14 protein-coding genes are annotated in these 14,652 nt (G+C 65.0%); 13 read left to right on the forward strand and 1 reads right to left on the reverse strand.

Annotation, left to right across the window (positions count from 1 at the left end):
- Window positions 1-95: 95 nt before the first annotated feature.
- The 10 genes from ACTDI4_RS10680 to ACTDI4_RS10725 all read left to right on the forward strand — a co-directional run bounded on the left by ACTDI4_RS10680 (window position 96) and on the right by ACTDI4_RS10725 (window position 10,979).
- On the forward strand, window positions 96-1,106 hold the full coding sequence (locus tag ACTDI4_RS10680) for a DNA-directed RNA polymerase subunit alpha (RefSeq protein ID WP_442841115.1): 1,011 nt from the start codon (window positions 96-98) through the stop codon (window positions 1,104-1,106).
- Window positions 1,107-1,211: 105 nt separating this feature from the next.
- A complete protein-coding gene (gene rplQ, locus ACTDI4_RS10685; protein ID WP_442841116.1) occupies window positions 1,212-1,643 on the forward strand; it encodes a 50S ribosomal protein L17 in 432 nt (143 codons plus the stop codon).
- A gap of 214 nt (window positions 1,644-1,857) precedes the next feature.
- On the forward strand, window positions 1,858-3,858 hold the full coding sequence (locus ACTDI4_RS10690) for a PhoX family protein (protein WP_442841117.1): 2,001 nt from the start codon (window positions 1,858-1,860) through the stop codon (window positions 3,856-3,858).
- A gap of 167 nt (window positions 3,859-4,025) precedes the next feature.
- Window positions 4,026-5,507 carry a DegQ family serine endoprotease gene (locus ACTDI4_RS10695; RefSeq protein WP_442841118.1) on the forward strand — a complete coding sequence of 494 codons (1,482 nt, stop codon included), beginning with the start codon at window positions 4,026-4,028 and terminating at the stop codon, window positions 5,505-5,507.
- A 63-nt stretch (window positions 5,508-5,570) separates the two neighbouring features.
- On the forward strand, window positions 5,571-6,884 hold the full coding sequence (locus tag ACTDI4_RS10700) for a replication-associated recombination protein A (protein ID WP_442841119.1): 1,314 nt from the start codon (window positions 5,571-5,573) through the stop codon (window positions 6,882-6,884).
- A gap of 80 nt (window positions 6,885-6,964) precedes the next feature.
- The gene (locus tag ACTDI4_RS10705; protein WP_442841120.1) at window positions 6,965-7,795 is read left to right on the forward strand and encodes an aspartyl/asparaginyl beta-hydroxylase domain-containing protein; all 831 of its coding nucleotides are present in this window, start codon (window positions 6,965-6,967) and stop codon (window positions 7,793-7,795) included.
- Between the two features lie 69 nt (window positions 7,796-7,864).
- The gene (gene crcB / locus ACTDI4_RS10710; RefSeq protein ID WP_442841121.1) at window positions 7,865-8,242 is read left to right on the forward strand and encodes a fluoride efflux transporter CrcB; all 378 of its coding nucleotides are present in this window, start codon (window positions 7,865-7,867) and stop codon (window positions 8,240-8,242) included.
- Between the two features lie 36 nt (window positions 8,243-8,278).
- Window positions 8,279-9,265: an RluA family pseudouridine synthase gene (locus ACTDI4_RS10715; protein WP_442841122.1), complete on the forward strand. Its 987-nt coding sequence runs from the start codon at window positions 8,279-8,281 to the stop codon at window positions 9,263-9,265.
- Complete coding sequence (locus ACTDI4_RS10720) at window positions 9,262-10,179, forward strand: DMT family transporter (RefSeq protein WP_442841123.1); 918 nt, start codon at window positions 9,262-9,264, stop codon at window positions 10,177-10,179. Before ACTDI4_RS10715 ends, ACTDI4_RS10720 begins: the two co-directional genes overlap by 4 nt.
- Window positions 10,180-10,187: 8 nt before the next feature.
- The gene (locus ACTDI4_RS10725; protein WP_442841124.1) at window positions 10,188-10,979 is read left to right on the forward strand and encodes an ATP12 family chaperone protein; all 792 of its coding nucleotides are present in this window, start codon (window positions 10,188-10,190) and stop codon (window positions 10,977-10,979) included.
- A gap of 106 nt (window positions 10,980-11,085) precedes the next feature.
- On the opposite strand, the gene ACTDI4_RS10730 is transcribed toward ACTDI4_RS10725, so the two are convergent.
- Window positions 11,086-12,297, reverse strand: coding sequence for an NADP-dependent isocitrate dehydrogenase (locus ACTDI4_RS10730; RefSeq protein WP_442841125.1), 1,212 nt, complete (start codon window positions 12,295-12,297; stop codon window positions 11,086-11,088).
- A gap of 221 nt (window positions 12,298-12,518) precedes the next feature.
- Between ACTDI4_RS10730 and ACTDI4_RS10735 the strand changes: the two genes are divergently transcribed.
- From ACTDI4_RS10735 to ACTDI4_RS10745, 3 genes are all read left to right on the forward strand, one after another.
- Window positions 12,519-13,376, forward strand: coding sequence for an RNA methyltransferase (locus tag ACTDI4_RS10735; RefSeq protein WP_442841126.1), 858 nt, complete (start codon window positions 12,519-12,521; stop codon window positions 13,374-13,376).
- On the forward strand, window positions 13,369-14,169 hold the full coding sequence (gene murI / locus ACTDI4_RS10740; RefSeq protein ID WP_442841127.1) for a glutamate racemase: 801 nt from the start codon (window positions 13,369-13,371) through the stop codon (window positions 14,167-14,169). Before ACTDI4_RS10735 ends, murI begins: the two co-directional genes overlap by 8 nt.
- 80 nt (window positions 14,170-14,249) lie before the next feature.
- Window positions 14,250-14,438, forward strand: a complete 189-nt coding sequence (locus ACTDI4_RS10745) for a DUF3008 family protein (protein ID WP_442841128.1) — start codon at window positions 14,250-14,252, stop codon at window positions 14,436-14,438.
- Window positions 14,439-14,652: the final 214 nt, after the last annotated feature.

Genomic DNA, 14,652 nt, shown 5'->3' on the forward strand with positions numbered 1-14,652 from the left:
CAATGAACCGCCGTGGGGCGCCGCGAGGCGCTCCACTGGCTTTCCAGGTCGCCCGTCACGATTGGATGGTGGCGGGTTAACGGAAGGAAGGCAACATGATCCAGAAAAACTGGCAGGAACTGATCAAGCCCAACAAGATCGAGTTCTCGTCCAAGAGCAAGACGCTGACCACGCTGATGGCCGAGCCGCTGGAGCGGGGCTTCGGTCTCACTCTGGGCAACGCGCTGCGCCGCGTGCTTTTGTCGTCGCTGCGCGGCGCCGCAGTCACCGCCGTCCAGATCGACGGCGTGCTGCATGAGTTCTCGTCGATCGCCGGCGTTCGCGAGGACGTGACCGACATCGTTCTCAACATCAAGGAAATCGCCATCAAGATGGAAGGCGAGGGCCCCAAGCGCATGGTCGTGCGCAAGCAGGGTCCGGGCGCCGTTCTCGCGGGCGACATCCAGACAGTGGGCGACGTCGAGATCCTGAACCCCGAGCACGTCATCTGCACCCTGGACGAGGGCGCCGAGATCCGCATGGAGTTCACGGTCGACACCGGCAAGGGCTACGTGCCGGCGGAGCGCAACCGTGCCGAGGACGCGCCGATCGGTCTCATCCCGGTCGACTCGCTCTACTCGCCGGTCAAGAAGGTCTCCTACAAGGTCGAGAACACCCGCGAGGGCCAGGTTCTCGACTATGACAAGCTGACCATGGCCATCGAGACCGACGGTTCGATCTCCGGCGAGGATGCGGTGGCTTTTGCCGCCCGTATCCTGCAGGACCAGCTCGGCCTGTTCGTCAACTTCGAGGAGCCCCAGAAGGAAGCCGCGGCCGAGGCCGTCACCGAGCTTGCCTTCAACCCGGCGCTGCTCAAGAAGGTGGACGAGCTGGAGCTTTCGGTGCGTTCGGCCAACTGCCTGAAGAACGACAACATCGTCTATATCGGCGACTTGATCCAGAAGACCGAAGCCGAGATGCTGCGCACCCCGAACTTCGGCCGCAAGTCGCTGAACGAGATCAAGGAAGTGCTGGCGGCCATGGGCCTGCACCTCGGCATGGAAGTGCCGGATTGGCCGCCGGAGAACATCGAAGATCTCGCCAAGCGCTACGAAGACCAGTACTGAACCTGAATAGAGCATGGTGCCAAGGACCGGCGCGCCGGTCCGACGGCCATGCGGAAAACCATCAGAGGCCGTGGCCTCTTGACAAGCTAAAGAAGGAAAAGAGCCATGCGCCACGGTTTCAAAGGCCGCCGGTTTTCCCGCAGTTCCAGCCACCGCAAGGCGATGTTCGCCAACCTCGCCGTCTCGCTCATCGAGCATGAGCAGATCGTCACCACCCTGCCGAAGGCGAAGGACCTGCGTCCGATCGTCGAGAAGCTCGTCACCCTCGGCAAGCGCGGCGACCTGCACGCCCGCCGTCAGGTCATCGCCCAGATCGGCAACGAGTCGGTGGTCAAGCGCCTGTTCGACACGCTCGCGCCGCGCTACGCCACCCGCAACGGCGGCTACCTGCGCATCATGAAGGCGGGCTTCCGCCACGGCGACAACGCCCCGCTGGCGGTGATCGAGTTCGTCGACCGCGACACCTCGGCAAAGGGTGCGGCCGACCGCGCCCGGCTTGAGGCCGAAGGCGGCAACGAGGAAGCCGAAGCGGCATAATCGCTATCTTCAGCACCACGACAGGAAGGGGCCCTCGCGGCCCCTTTTTCTTTGGCCCTTTCCCGCGCCGCCACGCGTTTCGGGCGGAAGGCAAGTTGTGCGGCTCGATGCGGCGCGCCTCCTTCATCCACGGGAGGCGGCGGCCTCGTCATCAACCTGTTACGGGCGGCCTCTACGGACAGGCTCGAAATGCCAGCCAGATGGAGATCCAGCCATGTCCGACGAGATGCAGCACGCCCATTTCCGCACCAGCCTGCTCGAAGAAAGCGACGGCCCGGGCAGCAATGCCACCGAAAACCGCACGATGGGCGAGATCATTGCCGCGCGCTTTTCTCGCCGGGGCTTCCTCCAGGGCTCGCTCGCCGTGTCGGCGATAGCGGCCACCGTCGGCCCGGTTGCGCTGCTCTCGGCCGAGAAAGCACGCGCCGACAATGGGTCCGCCTTCGTCTTCGACGAGGTCGAGGCGGGCATCGACGACAAGCATCACGTCGCTGCCGGCTATGACGCCGACGTGCTGCTGCGCTGGGGCGATCCGCTGTTCTCCGACGCTCCGGAGTTCGATCCGGCGAGCCAGGCGGCAGAGGCCCAGTCGAAACAGTTCGGCTACAACAACGACTATGTCGGCTATATCCCGATCGAGGGTTCGGCAGAGCACGGCCTCCTCGTTGTCAATCACGAGTATACGAACCCGCACCTGATGTTCCCCGGCATCGTGAAGGTGGTGGACAAGGACGGCAAGAAGGACCTGGAGCTTGCGCCGCTCAGCAAGGAACAGGTCGATGTCGAGATGGCCGCGCATGGCGGCACCGTGGTCGAGATCCGCAAGGAAGGCGGCAAGTGGAAGGTGGTGCGCGACGGCAAGCTGAACCGCCGCATCACTGCCAACACGGAGATGGAGCTTTCGGGGCCGGTCGCCGGGCACGACCGTGTCAAGACCAACGCCGATGCTTCGGGGACCAGGGTGATCGGCACGCTCAACAATTGCGCCGGCGGCGTCACGCCCTGGGGCACCTATGTCATGGCGGAAGAGAACTTCCACGGCTATTTCAATGGCTCGCTGCCCGAGGGCCACAAGGAGGCGGCCAACTACAAGCGCTACGGCGTTCCGGAAGGCGCCTACGAGTGGGGCGCGCACTACGATCGCTTCGACCTGTCCAAGGAGCCCAACGAGCCGAACCGCTTCGGCTGGATCGTGGAGGTGGACGTCGACGACCCGACCTCGATGCCGAAGAAGCGCACCGCGCTCGGCCGCTTCAAGCATGAGGGCGCCGAATCCATCGTTTCCAGGGACGGGCGCGTGGTCTTCTATCTCGGTGACGACGAGCGCTTCGACTATGTCTACAAGTTCGTCACGGCCGGCAGGTTCGACCCGGACAATCGCGCCGCCAACATGGATCTGCTGGACGACGGCACCCTTTATGTCGCCAGGTTCTCCGAGGACGGCGCGGTGGAATGGCTGCCCGTCGTATTCGGCCAGGGCCCGCTGACGGCCGAAAACGGCTTCGACAGCCAGGCGGACGTCCTGATCGAGACCCGCCGCGCGGCAGATCTGCTCGGCGCCACCAAGATGGACCGGCCGGAGGACGTCCAGCCGAACGGCGTCAACGGCAAGGTCTATGTCATGCTGACCAACAACACCAAGCGCAAGGACGATCAGGTGGACGCGGCCAATCCGCGTGCCAGGAACGCCTTCGGCCACATCATCGAGATCGCCGAGGATGAAGGCGATTTCGCCGCTGCCAGGGGCAAGTGGGAGATCCTGCTGAAATGCGGTGATCCGTCCGTGGCCGATGTCGGCGCTTCCTTCTCCACCGACACCACCGCGAGCGGCTGGTTCGGCATGCCCGACAATTGCGCGGTCGATTCGGCCGGCCGGCTCTGGGTCGCCACCGACGGCAACAATGCCAAGGAAACCGGCCGCACGGACGGCCTTTGGGCGGTCGACACCGAGGGCGGCGCGCGCGCGACGTCCAAGCTCTTCTTCCGCGTGCCGGTCGGGGCGGAAATGTGCGGCCCGCTTTTCACGCCGGATGACGAGACCGCCTTCGTCGCCGTCCAGCATCCGGGCGACGGCGGCCCGGACTGGGAAGCATTCGGCCGGCCTTCCTATTACGAAGACCTGTCCACCCGTTGGCCGGACTTCAAGCCGGACATGCCTGTGCGGCCCGCCGTGGTCGCCATCACCAGGCAGGGCGGTGGCAAGATCGCCATCTGAACGGCCTACGGCCGTACATCCTTAGCCACCCGGAAGAGAAGGCCCCGGCTCCAGCGGACCGGGGCCTTTTCGCGCGGCTTTAGGGGCGAGTAAAAAAATCGCGATAAGCCTTTCATTTTGCACAATCGTCGCGACAATGGCGCCGACTTCGTCCCGGAGGATTCGCGATGCGCGCCAAGTGGCTCTTTCCCGTCCTGGTCTGTGGCCTCATGGCTGTTGCCGCGCCGCTCGGCATAGGGGCGGCCGTGGCCCAGGACAGCCAGCCCGGTCTCTCGGACGTGCTGACCGACCTGCTGCGCGGTGTGGAGGGCGCCGACAAGAACGCGGGGGCAGACCGGCGCGTGCCCTTCGGCCGCGAGGAGATACAGCTTTCCTTTGCGCCGCTGGTCAAGCAGACCGCGCCGGCCGTGGTCAACGTCTACGCCTCGCAGACGGCCAAGGTGGTTTCGCCTTTTGCAGGCGATCCGTTCTTCGAACAGTTCTTCGGGCCTTCCCGGCCGCGCGCGCAGGCGTCGCTTGGCTCGGGCGTGCTGGTCGACCCGAGCGGCCTCATCGTCACCAACTACCATGTCATCCAGAACGCCGACGAGGTGAAGGTCTCCACCTCGGACGGACGCGAATTCACCAGCAAGATCCTGCTCAAGGACCAGTCGGTCGATCTGGCGGTGCTCAAGATCGAGTCCGACAAGCCCTTCCCGGTCGTCGCGATCGGGGATTCCGATGCGCTCCAGGTCGGCGACCTCGTGCTGGCGATCGGCGATCCCTTCGGCGTCGGGCAGACCGTCACCAGCGGCATCGTGTCCGCCCTGGCGCGCTCGCCTGTCGGCATTTCCGATTCCGGCTTCTTCATCCAGACCGACGCGGCCATCAATCCCGGCAATTCCGGCGGCGCGCTCATCAACATGGAAGGGCAGGTGGTGGGCATCAACACCGCCATCTTCTCCCGGGGCGGCGGCTCCATCGGCATCGGCTTTGCCATTCCGTCCAACATGGTGCGCGCCTTCCTGGAGGCGGCCAAGGCCGGCCGGGAGTTCTTCGAGCGGCCCTATATCGGCGCCGGCTTCGAGCCAGTGACGCCGCAGATCGCGGAATCCCTCGGCATGGACGCGCCGCGCGGCGCCCTGGTGTCCAACGTGCAGGAAGACGCACCTGCGGCCAAGGCCGGGCTGAAGGCCGGCGACGTGGTTCTGGCCTTCAACGGCGCGCCGCTCGAGGGCGTGGACGCGCTGGGCTACCGGCTGGCCACCGCGCCGATCGGCTCGAAGGCCGAACTGGAGGTGCTGAGCAAGGGCAAGACCGAAAAGGTCGAGATCGAACTGGAGCGCGCGCCGGCCGGCGAAAACGCGCCGCCGGTGCTGCTGCCCGGTCGCAGCCCCTTTGCCGGCGCCAAGGTGGCCGAACTCTCGCCGCGGCTTGCGCAACAGCTCAATGTCGGCAGTGCCAGCACGGGGGTGGTGATAACGGATATCGCGCCGAACTCCCCGGCTGCCGGCTTCGGCTTCCAGCCCGGCGACATCGTGCGCGAGGTCAACGGCCAGACAATCGACACCCCTCAGAAACTTGCCCTGATTTCGCAGCAGAACACGCGCTGGTGGCGTTTCAGCGTCGAGCGCGACGGGCAGCTTTTGCAACAGGTGCTGCGTTACTAGGGTCAGGACCCTAGATAATGCGGAACAGCTTTTCCGCTCGAACCACAGCTCGCCGATATAGCCATGGCTGATCTCTTCGCACGCGACGAACCGCGCAAGGCGCCGCCCGGCCAGCCCCTGGCCGACCGGTTGCGGCCGAAGACGCTGGCCGAGGTCGTGGGTCAGGACCATCTGACCGGGTCCGACGGGGTGCTGACGCGCATGATCGCGTCCGGCTCGCTGGGCTCAATGATCTTCTGGGGCCCGCCCGGCACCGGCAAGACCACGGTGGCGCGTCTTCTGGCGGGCGAGACCCATCTCGCCTTCGAGCAGATCTCGGCCATCTTTTCCGGCGTGGCCGACCTGAAGAAGGTGTTCGAGACCGCGCGCCTGCGCCGCGCCAACGGCCGGCAGACGCTGCTGTTCGTGGACGAAATCCATCGTTTCAACCGTGCCCAGCAGGACAGTTTCCTCCCGGTCATGGAAGACGGCACGGTGGTGCTGGTTGGCGCCACCACGGAAAACCCGTCCTTCGAGTTGAACGCCGCGCTCCTGTCTCGCGCGCGCGTGCTGGTTTTCCAGGCGCTGGGGGAAGACAGCATCGCCAAGCTGCTTGCCCGCGCCGAGGAGGAGCAGGGAAGCCCTCTGCCGCTCGATGCCGAGGCCAGGGCGATGCTGGTGCGCATGGCCGATGGCGACGGCCGCGCTTCGCTTACGCTGGCCGAGGAGGTGTGGCGCGCCGCCAAGCCGGGCGAGCTCTTCGACCCGCAGGGGCTGCAGCGCATCGTCCAGCGCCGCGCGCCGATCTACGACAAGGGTCAGGACGGCCATTACAATCTGATCTCGGCCCTGCACAAATCCGTGCGCGGCTCGGACCCGGATGCCGCGCTTTATTATCTGGCGCGCATGTTCGATGCGGGCGAGGACCCGCTCTATCTCGGACGCCGGCTGGTGCGCATGGCGGTGGAGGATATCGGCCTTGCCGATCCGCAGGCGCTGGTGATCGCCAATGCCGCCAAGGACGCCTACGACTATCTCGGCTCGCCGGAAGGCGAACTGGCGTTTGCCCAGGCCTGCGTTTATCTGGCGACGGCGCCGAAGTCGAACGCGGTCTACACCGCCTTCAAGGCTGCGACGCGCGCGGCCAAGGAGCACGGTTCGCTGCTGCCGCCCAAGCACATCCTCAATGCGCCGACCAAGCTGATGAAGCAAGAGGATTACGGCGCCGGCTACCTCTATGACCACGACGAACCCGACGCCTTTTCCGGGCAGGACTATTTTCCCGAGAAGATGGGCCGCCAGACCTTCTACGACCCACCCGAGCGCGGTTTCGAGCGCGAGATCAGGAAGCGGCTGGATTATTGGTCGAAGCTGCGCAAGGAACGCGCCGACAAGTAGGGCCGCTTGGAGCCCGGCGCAAAAAGGAATAGTCTGCCGAAATCGCCACTGAGGTTTAAACGTCCCGGAGCCATGAGCGGATGACGAAAGACCAGCGCAAACTGATACGCAAGCTTGCCATTGCGATCCCCGTCCTGGTGGTCGCGCTCTACTTCATTCCCATCATCACGATCGTCTTCCTCGTCTGCGGGCTGATCGACGTGTTGCGCAACGACCGGAAGGACCCGCGGCTGTTCACCCTCTACTTCATGGGCAACGGCATGTTCACCTGGCTGCTTTCGCCGTTCAACCTGCTGGTCGATCTTCTCAGTTACCGCAATCACGGCGTGTGGAAGCTGGACCAGCTTCCGCCGGACTGCCGGGCCGAGGTGGAGGAGGTGCTCGGCACCTTCAAGGAGCGCCGCAACGAGATCATCGCCGACATCGACGCGGCCTTCGGCTCGGGCCGGCGCGGCATGTATGTCTACCAATGGTACGGCAAGCACAAGATCGACAACGTGGCTGAATTCAACAAGGATTTCAAATACGTCAAGACGATCGCGGTCTCCGTGTTTTCCGGCCGCGAATCGACTTCATGGCATTTCGGCCCGCTGCGGCTGAGCCTGCGCGTGCTCTACAATCTCATTCCGGTGAATGCCGAGATTTTCGTGCAATGCGGCAACGTCAAGAACTACTGGCACGACAACCCGCTATTCATCTTCGACGACACGCTGCTGCACCGTTCGGTCAACGAATATGACGGCCGCCGCTATTGCGTTTTCATGGATATCGTCCGGCCGTCGCCGGTGCCCGGGCTGATCTCGGCCCTTCTGGCGTTGGTGTCGGTGAGCGTCGAGCGCATCAATTCCATCTTCTACAAGAACTGGAAGATGATCGGATCCAGCAAGCCGAAAAAGACCGAGGCCGCCTGATGCGGCCGCGGCCGCGCCGGTTCCGGTGCGGTCCTTCCTTGAAGCACCGGAGTGAGGCCGCGGCGTCACATGTATCATGTCCTGCTCGTCGCCATCGGCGGCGCTCTCGGCGCTTCGGCGCGCCATCTCGCCGGCCTGGGGGCGCTGCGCCTGTGGGGACCCCACTTTCCGTGGGGCACCATGCTCATCAACATCGCCGGCTCCTTCGCCATGGGCGCGTTCATCGAAATTCTGGCGCGCCGCTTCGGCGCCTCGAACGAGCTGCGCCTGTTCGTGGCCACCGGCGTGCTCGGCGGCTTCACGACGTTTTCTTCCTTCTCGCTGGATTTCGCGGCGCTCTGGGAGCGTGGTTCGGCACTGCCGGCTCTCGGCTATATGCTGGCCAGCGTCGTCGGCGCGATTCTTGCCCTGTTTCTGGGTCTCTGGCTCGTCAGAACCGTTTCATAGTGCTATCTGGCCGTCGAAGGCAGGCGGCAGAGAGACATGGCAGGCGTCGAACAGATCACGGTTGAGGCCGACGAGGCGGGCATGCGGCTCGACCGCTGGTTCAAGGCCCACTATCCCGGGCTGGGCTTCGGCCATTTGCAGAAACTGCTGCGCTCCGGCCAGGTGCGCATCGATGGCGGCCGTGCGAAGTCCGATACGCGCGTCGAACCGGGGCAGGTGATCCGCATTCCCCCGCTTGAAGTGGACAGGAAGGGCGAGGGCCAACTCACCGGCCATTCGATCCGCAATCAGGGCGACGCCGACGTTCTGGCCAAGATGCTGCTGCATGAAGACGACAAGGTCTTCGTCTTCAACAAGCCGGCGGGGCTTGCCGTGCAGGGCGGCTCCGGCGTGACCCGCAATGTCGACGACATGCTGGAAGCCTGGCGCAACAAGAAGGGCGAGAAGCCGCGTCTCGTCCACCGGCTCGACCGCGACACGTCCGGCGTGCTGGTGGTGGCGCGCACGCGCCTTGCTGCCATGAAGCTTTCAGAGGCGTTCCGTGCGCGCGAGACCAAGAAGACCTACTGGGCGCTGGTCAAGGGCGTGCCGGCCAAGCGCGAGGACAAGATTTCCACCTGGCTGGTGAAGGAGCAGACGCCCGACGGCGACCGCGTGCGCGTCGCAAAGCATGGCGAGAAGGGCGCCGACCACGCCGTGTCCTACTATCGCGTGGTCGAGCAGGCGGCGCAGGCGCTGTCCTGGCTGGAGATGGAGCCCTATACGGGACGCACCCACCAGTTGCGCGTCCATGCCGCCCATATCGGTTGTCCGATCATCGGCGATCCGAAATATTTCGAGGCCGACACCAACTGGGATTTCCCGGGTGGCATGCAGAACCGGCTGCACCTGCACGCGCGCCGCATCGTCATTCCCCATCCGTCCGGCGGCAAGGTCGATGTCACCGCGCCGCTGCCGCCGCATATGCGCCAGAGCTGGAACCTGCTGGGTTTCGAAGACGCCACGGCGGAACCGGACCCATGAGCGGCGGTGCCGTGCCGGCGCAACGCAGTTCCATCGACATGACCGCCGCTGCCCTCATGGTCTTCCTGACCTTTTCCTGGGGGTTCAACTATGTCGCGGCGAAGGTTTCCTATTCCGGCTTCAGCCCGGTGGTCCTGTCCATAGGCCGATCGGTCATCGGCGGTGCGCTGGTGCTTGCCTGGTGCCGGTGGCGCGGCGTTCCGCTGTTCCGGCGCGACGGCACCTTGGGGGCCGGCGCTCTTGCCGGCCTGCTGTTCGGCCTGGAGTTCCTGCTGCTCTATGTCGGGCTGGAACGCACGACGGTGGCGAACAACACGCTGCTCGTGAACACCATGCCGTTCTGGGTGCTTCTGCTGGGGCATTTCCTTCTCGGCGAGCGCATCACGCAACGCAAGCTGCTCGGCCTGACCCTCGCCTTTGCCGGGCTGGTGGCGATGTTCTTCGACAAGCTTGACGGCGGCATGGACGGCACACTGGTCGGAGACTTGCTGAGCCTTCTGGCAGGATTTTTCTGGGCACTGAGCAATGTCGTCATCAAGCGCTCGAACCTCGCCCGCATCGGCGCGGAAAAGACGCTGCTCTACCAGCTTGCCGGCGCCATCGCCGTCGGCCTGATTGCGCTGCCTCTTGACGGCACGCCGATCCGCACCATCTCGACCCTGCCAGTGCTGGCGCTGCTGTTCCAGGGCGTCTATATCGTTACCTTCAGCTATGTGCTGTGGTTCTGGATGCTGGGTCGCTATCCCGCTAGCAGCCTGACGAGTTTCGTCTTTCTCTCGCCGGTGTTCGGCGTGTTGTGCGGGGCGATTTTCCTGGGCGAACCACTGGACGGGCGCATCTTCGTGGCGCTGGCGCTGATCGCCGCCGGGCTGGTTCTGGTCAGCCGGCCGGGGCGGCGTTACTTGCCCGGATAGGAGATACCATGCGCGACATTTTGAGCGATCTGGAAGCCGGCCGGCAGCTTTCCGATCCCGATCCGGTACGCCGGGCGCAGATCCAGATGAAGACGCCGCTGCCGAAGCGCTTCTACGAGCAGGCGGCCGTCGTGCCTGGCGAGGACGGCTTTGGCGTGCATCTCGACGGCAGGCCGGTGCGCACGCCTGGCAAGGCGCTGCTGGCGCTTCCGAGCGAGGCGGCCGCCGCGCTGGTGGCCGAGGAATTCGGCGCGCAGGAAGATGTCGTCGACCCTGTCACCATGCCGGTGCTGCGGCTGGTCAATACCGCTCTGGACGGCGTTGCCGCCGATCCGCAGGCGGTTCTGGAAGACATTTTGAGGTTTTCCGCGACGGACCTTCTGTGCTACCGCGCCGACGGCCCGGAAGGGCTGGTCAACCGCCAGAACCGGCACTGGGACCCGGTGCTGGACTGGGTGCGTGCGGCGCTCGGCGCCCGCTTCAACCTTGCCGAGGGGGTGATCCATGTCGAGCAGCCGCGCGAGTCGATCGCCGTTCTCGGCGCGCATCTGGCCCAGCGGCCGCAGCCGCTCAGGCTCGCCGCCATCCATCTCATGACCTCGCTGACCGGTTCGGCGCTGCTGGCGCTTGCCGTGGAGCGTGGCGAACTGGACGCCGAGGAAGCCTGGCAGGCGGCGCATGTCGACGAAGACTGGCAGATCGAGCATTGGGGCCAGGATTCGGAGGCCATCGCTCGTCGCGCGATGCGCAAGCGCGACTTCATGGCCGCGGTGCGGCTGCTGGAAGCGCTCGGCAGGTGATAGGTCTCGCGCTTTGCGCAATCCGGATATGAAAAGGGGCCTTCTGCGGCTTTAGTGAAGTCGCGGAAGGCCCCGGTTCGTTCAGCCGATACGGCAGGCGCCGCGCTTACGCCATCGCCTTCTGGAGGTTCTCGTCGATCTTGTCGAGGAAGCCGGTCGTCGACAGCCACGGCTGATCGGGGCCAATCAGCAGCGACAGGTCCTTGGTCATGAAGCCGGACTCGACGGTCTGGATGCAGACCTTCTCCAGCGTCTCGGCAAAGCGCTTCAGTTCGGCATTGTCGTCCAGCTTGGCGCGGTGGGCGAGGCCACGCGTCCAGGCGAAGATCGAGGCGATCGAGTTGGTCGAGGTCTCCTGACCCTTCTGGTGCTGGCGATAGTGACGGGTCACCGTGCCGTGCGCGGCCTCGGCTTCCACGGTCTTGCCGTCCGGCGTCATCAGCACCGAGGTCATCAGGCCGAGCGAGCCGAAGCCCTGCGCGACGGTGTCGGACTGCACGTCGCCGTCATAGTTCTTGCAGGCCCAGACGTAGCCGCCCGACCACTTGAGGCTGGAGGCCACCATGTCGTCGATCAGGCGGTGCTCGTACCAGATCTTGCGCTTCTCGAACTCCTCCTTGAACTCTGCCTCGTAGACTTCCTGGAAGAGGTCCTTGAAGCGGCCGTCATAGGCCTTCAGGATGGTGTTCTTGGTCGACAGGTAGACGGGATAGTTGCGCAGCAGCCCGTAGTTCAGCGAGGCGCGGGCGAACTCGCGGATCGATTCGTCGAGGTTGTACATGGCCATGGCGACGCCCGAGCCGGGAGCGTCGAACACGTCGTGCTCGATCGTGGTGCCGTCCTCGCCCACGAACTTGATCGTCAGCTTGCCCTTGCCCGGGAAGCGGAAGTCGGTGGCGCGGTACTGGTCGCCATAGGCATGACGGCCGACGACGATCGGCTTGGTCCAGCCGGGCACCAGGCGCGGCACGTTCTTCATGATGATCGGCTCGCGGAAGATGGTGCCGCCCAGGATGTTGCGGATGGTGCCGTTGGGGCTCTTCCACATCTTCTTGAGCTTGAATTCCTCCACGCGCGCCTCGTCGGGGGTGATGGTGGCGCATTTGACGCCGACGCCGTGCTTCTTGATGGCGTTGGCGGCGTCGATCGTCACCTGGTCGTCGGTGGCGTCGCGATGCTCGACGCTGAGGTCGTAATATTCCAGGTCGATGTCGAGATAGGGGTGGATCAGCTTGTCCTTGATGAACTGCCAGATAATGCGGGTCATCTCGTCGCCGTCGAGCTCGACGACCGGGTTCGCCACCTTGATCTTCGCCATGGAAAAACGCCTCGTTGCTGGAAATCTGGAACGGCTTTGCCTGAAGGGCTCGGCCGGGCTGCGGCCCCTATATCAAAGCGGGTGAGGGGGTGCAAACGGCGTCCCGGCGCAGCGCGCCTCCTTTCGGAATAAAGTCGGCCTATCTTTGGAAAAGCTTCATTTTCCCGGCCGAATATGTCAGGGACGCGGAAAAATGCCGCAAACCGCAATTCATTGAGAGCATGTCCTCCAGCAAGACCACCGCAAAATCCACCGCCGGGCCGGCCATCGTCCTGGTCGAGCCGCAGCTTGGCGAGAACATCGGCATGGTGGCGCGCGCCATGGCCAATTTCGGACTGACGGAGCTGCGCCTGGTCAACCCGCGCGACGGTTGGCCGAGCGAGAAGGCGCGTGCCGCCGCCAGCCGCGCCGACCATGTCATCGATGCCGTCAGGGTATTCTCCGATCTGCCGTCGGCGATCGCCGATCTCAATTTCGTCTTCGCCACCACCGCGCGCGAGCGCGACGGCTTCAAGCCCGTGCGCGGGCCGGTGGAGGCGGGCAGGGCGCTGAGGGCGCGCGGGGCGGCCGGGCAGCGCACGGGCATCCTGTTCGGACGCGAGCGCTTCGGCCTCGACAATGAGGAAGTCGGCCTGGCCGACGAGATCGTCACTTTTCCGGTCGATCCTAGCTTCGCCTCGCTCAACATCGCCCAGGCGGTGCTGCTGATGTCCTATGAGTGGATGAAGTCCGGCCTGGAAGACGAGACGGCGACAAATTTTTCCGGCCCCGACATGTCGCCCGCCAGCAAGGAGCAGTTGCACGGGCTGTTCGAGCATCTGGAGGCGGCGCTGGAGGCGCGCGGCTATTTCCGCCCGCCGGAGAAGAAGCCGAAAATGGTGGACAATCTGCGCGCCGTGCTGACCCGGGCCGGCTTTGCCGAGCCGGAGCTGAGGGTGCTGCGCGGCGTGATCGCCTCGCTCGACTATTTCTCGCCTAAGGTGCCGCGCGGCGCCGGTTATCCCGAGCGCAAGGCCAAGGCCGACCGCGACGCCCATGGCGAAGCCGAAGCGCCGGAGGGGGGAGCCAGGGATGACTGAACGGCGGCCGGTGCTGATGTTCGATTCCGGCATCGGCGGGCTCACCGTGCTGCGCGAGGCGCGGGTGCTGATGCCGGACCGCCGTTTCGTCTATGTGGCCGACGACGCCGCCTTTCCCTATGGCGGGTGGGAAGAGGCGGCCCTGTCCGCCCGCATCCTCGACCTGTTCGGCACCCTGCTGGCGAAATACCAGCCGGAACTCTCGGTCATTCCCTGCAATACGGCCTCGACGCTGGTCATCGATGCCCTGCGCCGGAAGTTCCCCGGCCATCCCTTCGTCGGCACGGTGCCGGCCATCAAGCCGGCGGCCGAGCGTACCCGCTCCGGCCTCGTCTCGGTGCTGGCCACGCCGGGCACGGTGAAGCGGCAATACACGCGCGACCTGATCGAGAAATGGGCGCAGAAGTGCCATGTGCGCCTGGTCGGTTCCGACAGGCTGGCGGGCCTTGCCGAAACCTATATGCGCGAGGGTTTCGTCGACGAGGAGGTCGTGCGCGCCGAGATCGCCCCCTGCTTCATCGAGAAGGACGGTGCCCGTACCGACATCGTGGTTCTCGGCTGCACGCATTATCCCTTCCTGGTGAACCGCATGCGCAAGACCGCGCCTTGGCCGGTGGACTGGCTGGACCCCGCCGAAGCGATCGCGCGGCGCGCATTGTCGCTGCTCAAGCAGATGGAGCCCGGCGCCGGCCTTGGCGCGGGCGGCGGCGCCGACCTCGCCGTCTTCACGTCCGGCCGCAGCGATTTCGCCACGCGCAGGCTGATGCAGGGATTCGGCCTCGCGGTCGCTTGAGCCGGGAGCGATTTGAACGAAAATCGGGAACGTTGGCCTTCGGGATGCGTTTTTCTCCCTTCTTAAAAGGGAGAAATGCCATGCCTGCCACTTCCAAGGCCCAGCAAAAGGCCGCCGGCGCGGCCCTGTCGGCCAAACGCGGCGAGACGAAGAAAAGCGAGCTTCGCGGCGCGTCCAAGCAGATGTATGAATCCATGAGCGAGAAGCAGCTCGAGGAATTCGCCGAGACCAAGCGCAAAGGTTTGCCGAACAAGAAGTCCGAGCACTGACCGAGCCGCCGTTTGCGGCCGATCTGCTTGACAGCCGGCTCCAACCCCTCTAGTGAAACCCGCGAAGCACCGGGCCGCAAAGCCCGGTTGTTTCGTTTGACGTGTCCCGTGGATGGTCCGTCGCTGTGCGCGGATAATCCTGTCAGGTCTCGAAAATGGAGGCCAGAGGAGGGCGCGTTTCCTTCCCCGCGGTCATGGGGCCGTGGGTATCTTG

It is taken from the genome of Mesorhizobium sp. PUT5 (assembly GCF_052216645.1).
In the GTDB taxonomy this organism is placed as follows: Bacteria; Pseudomonadota; Alphaproteobacteria; order Rhizobiales; family Rhizobiaceae; genus Mesorhizobium.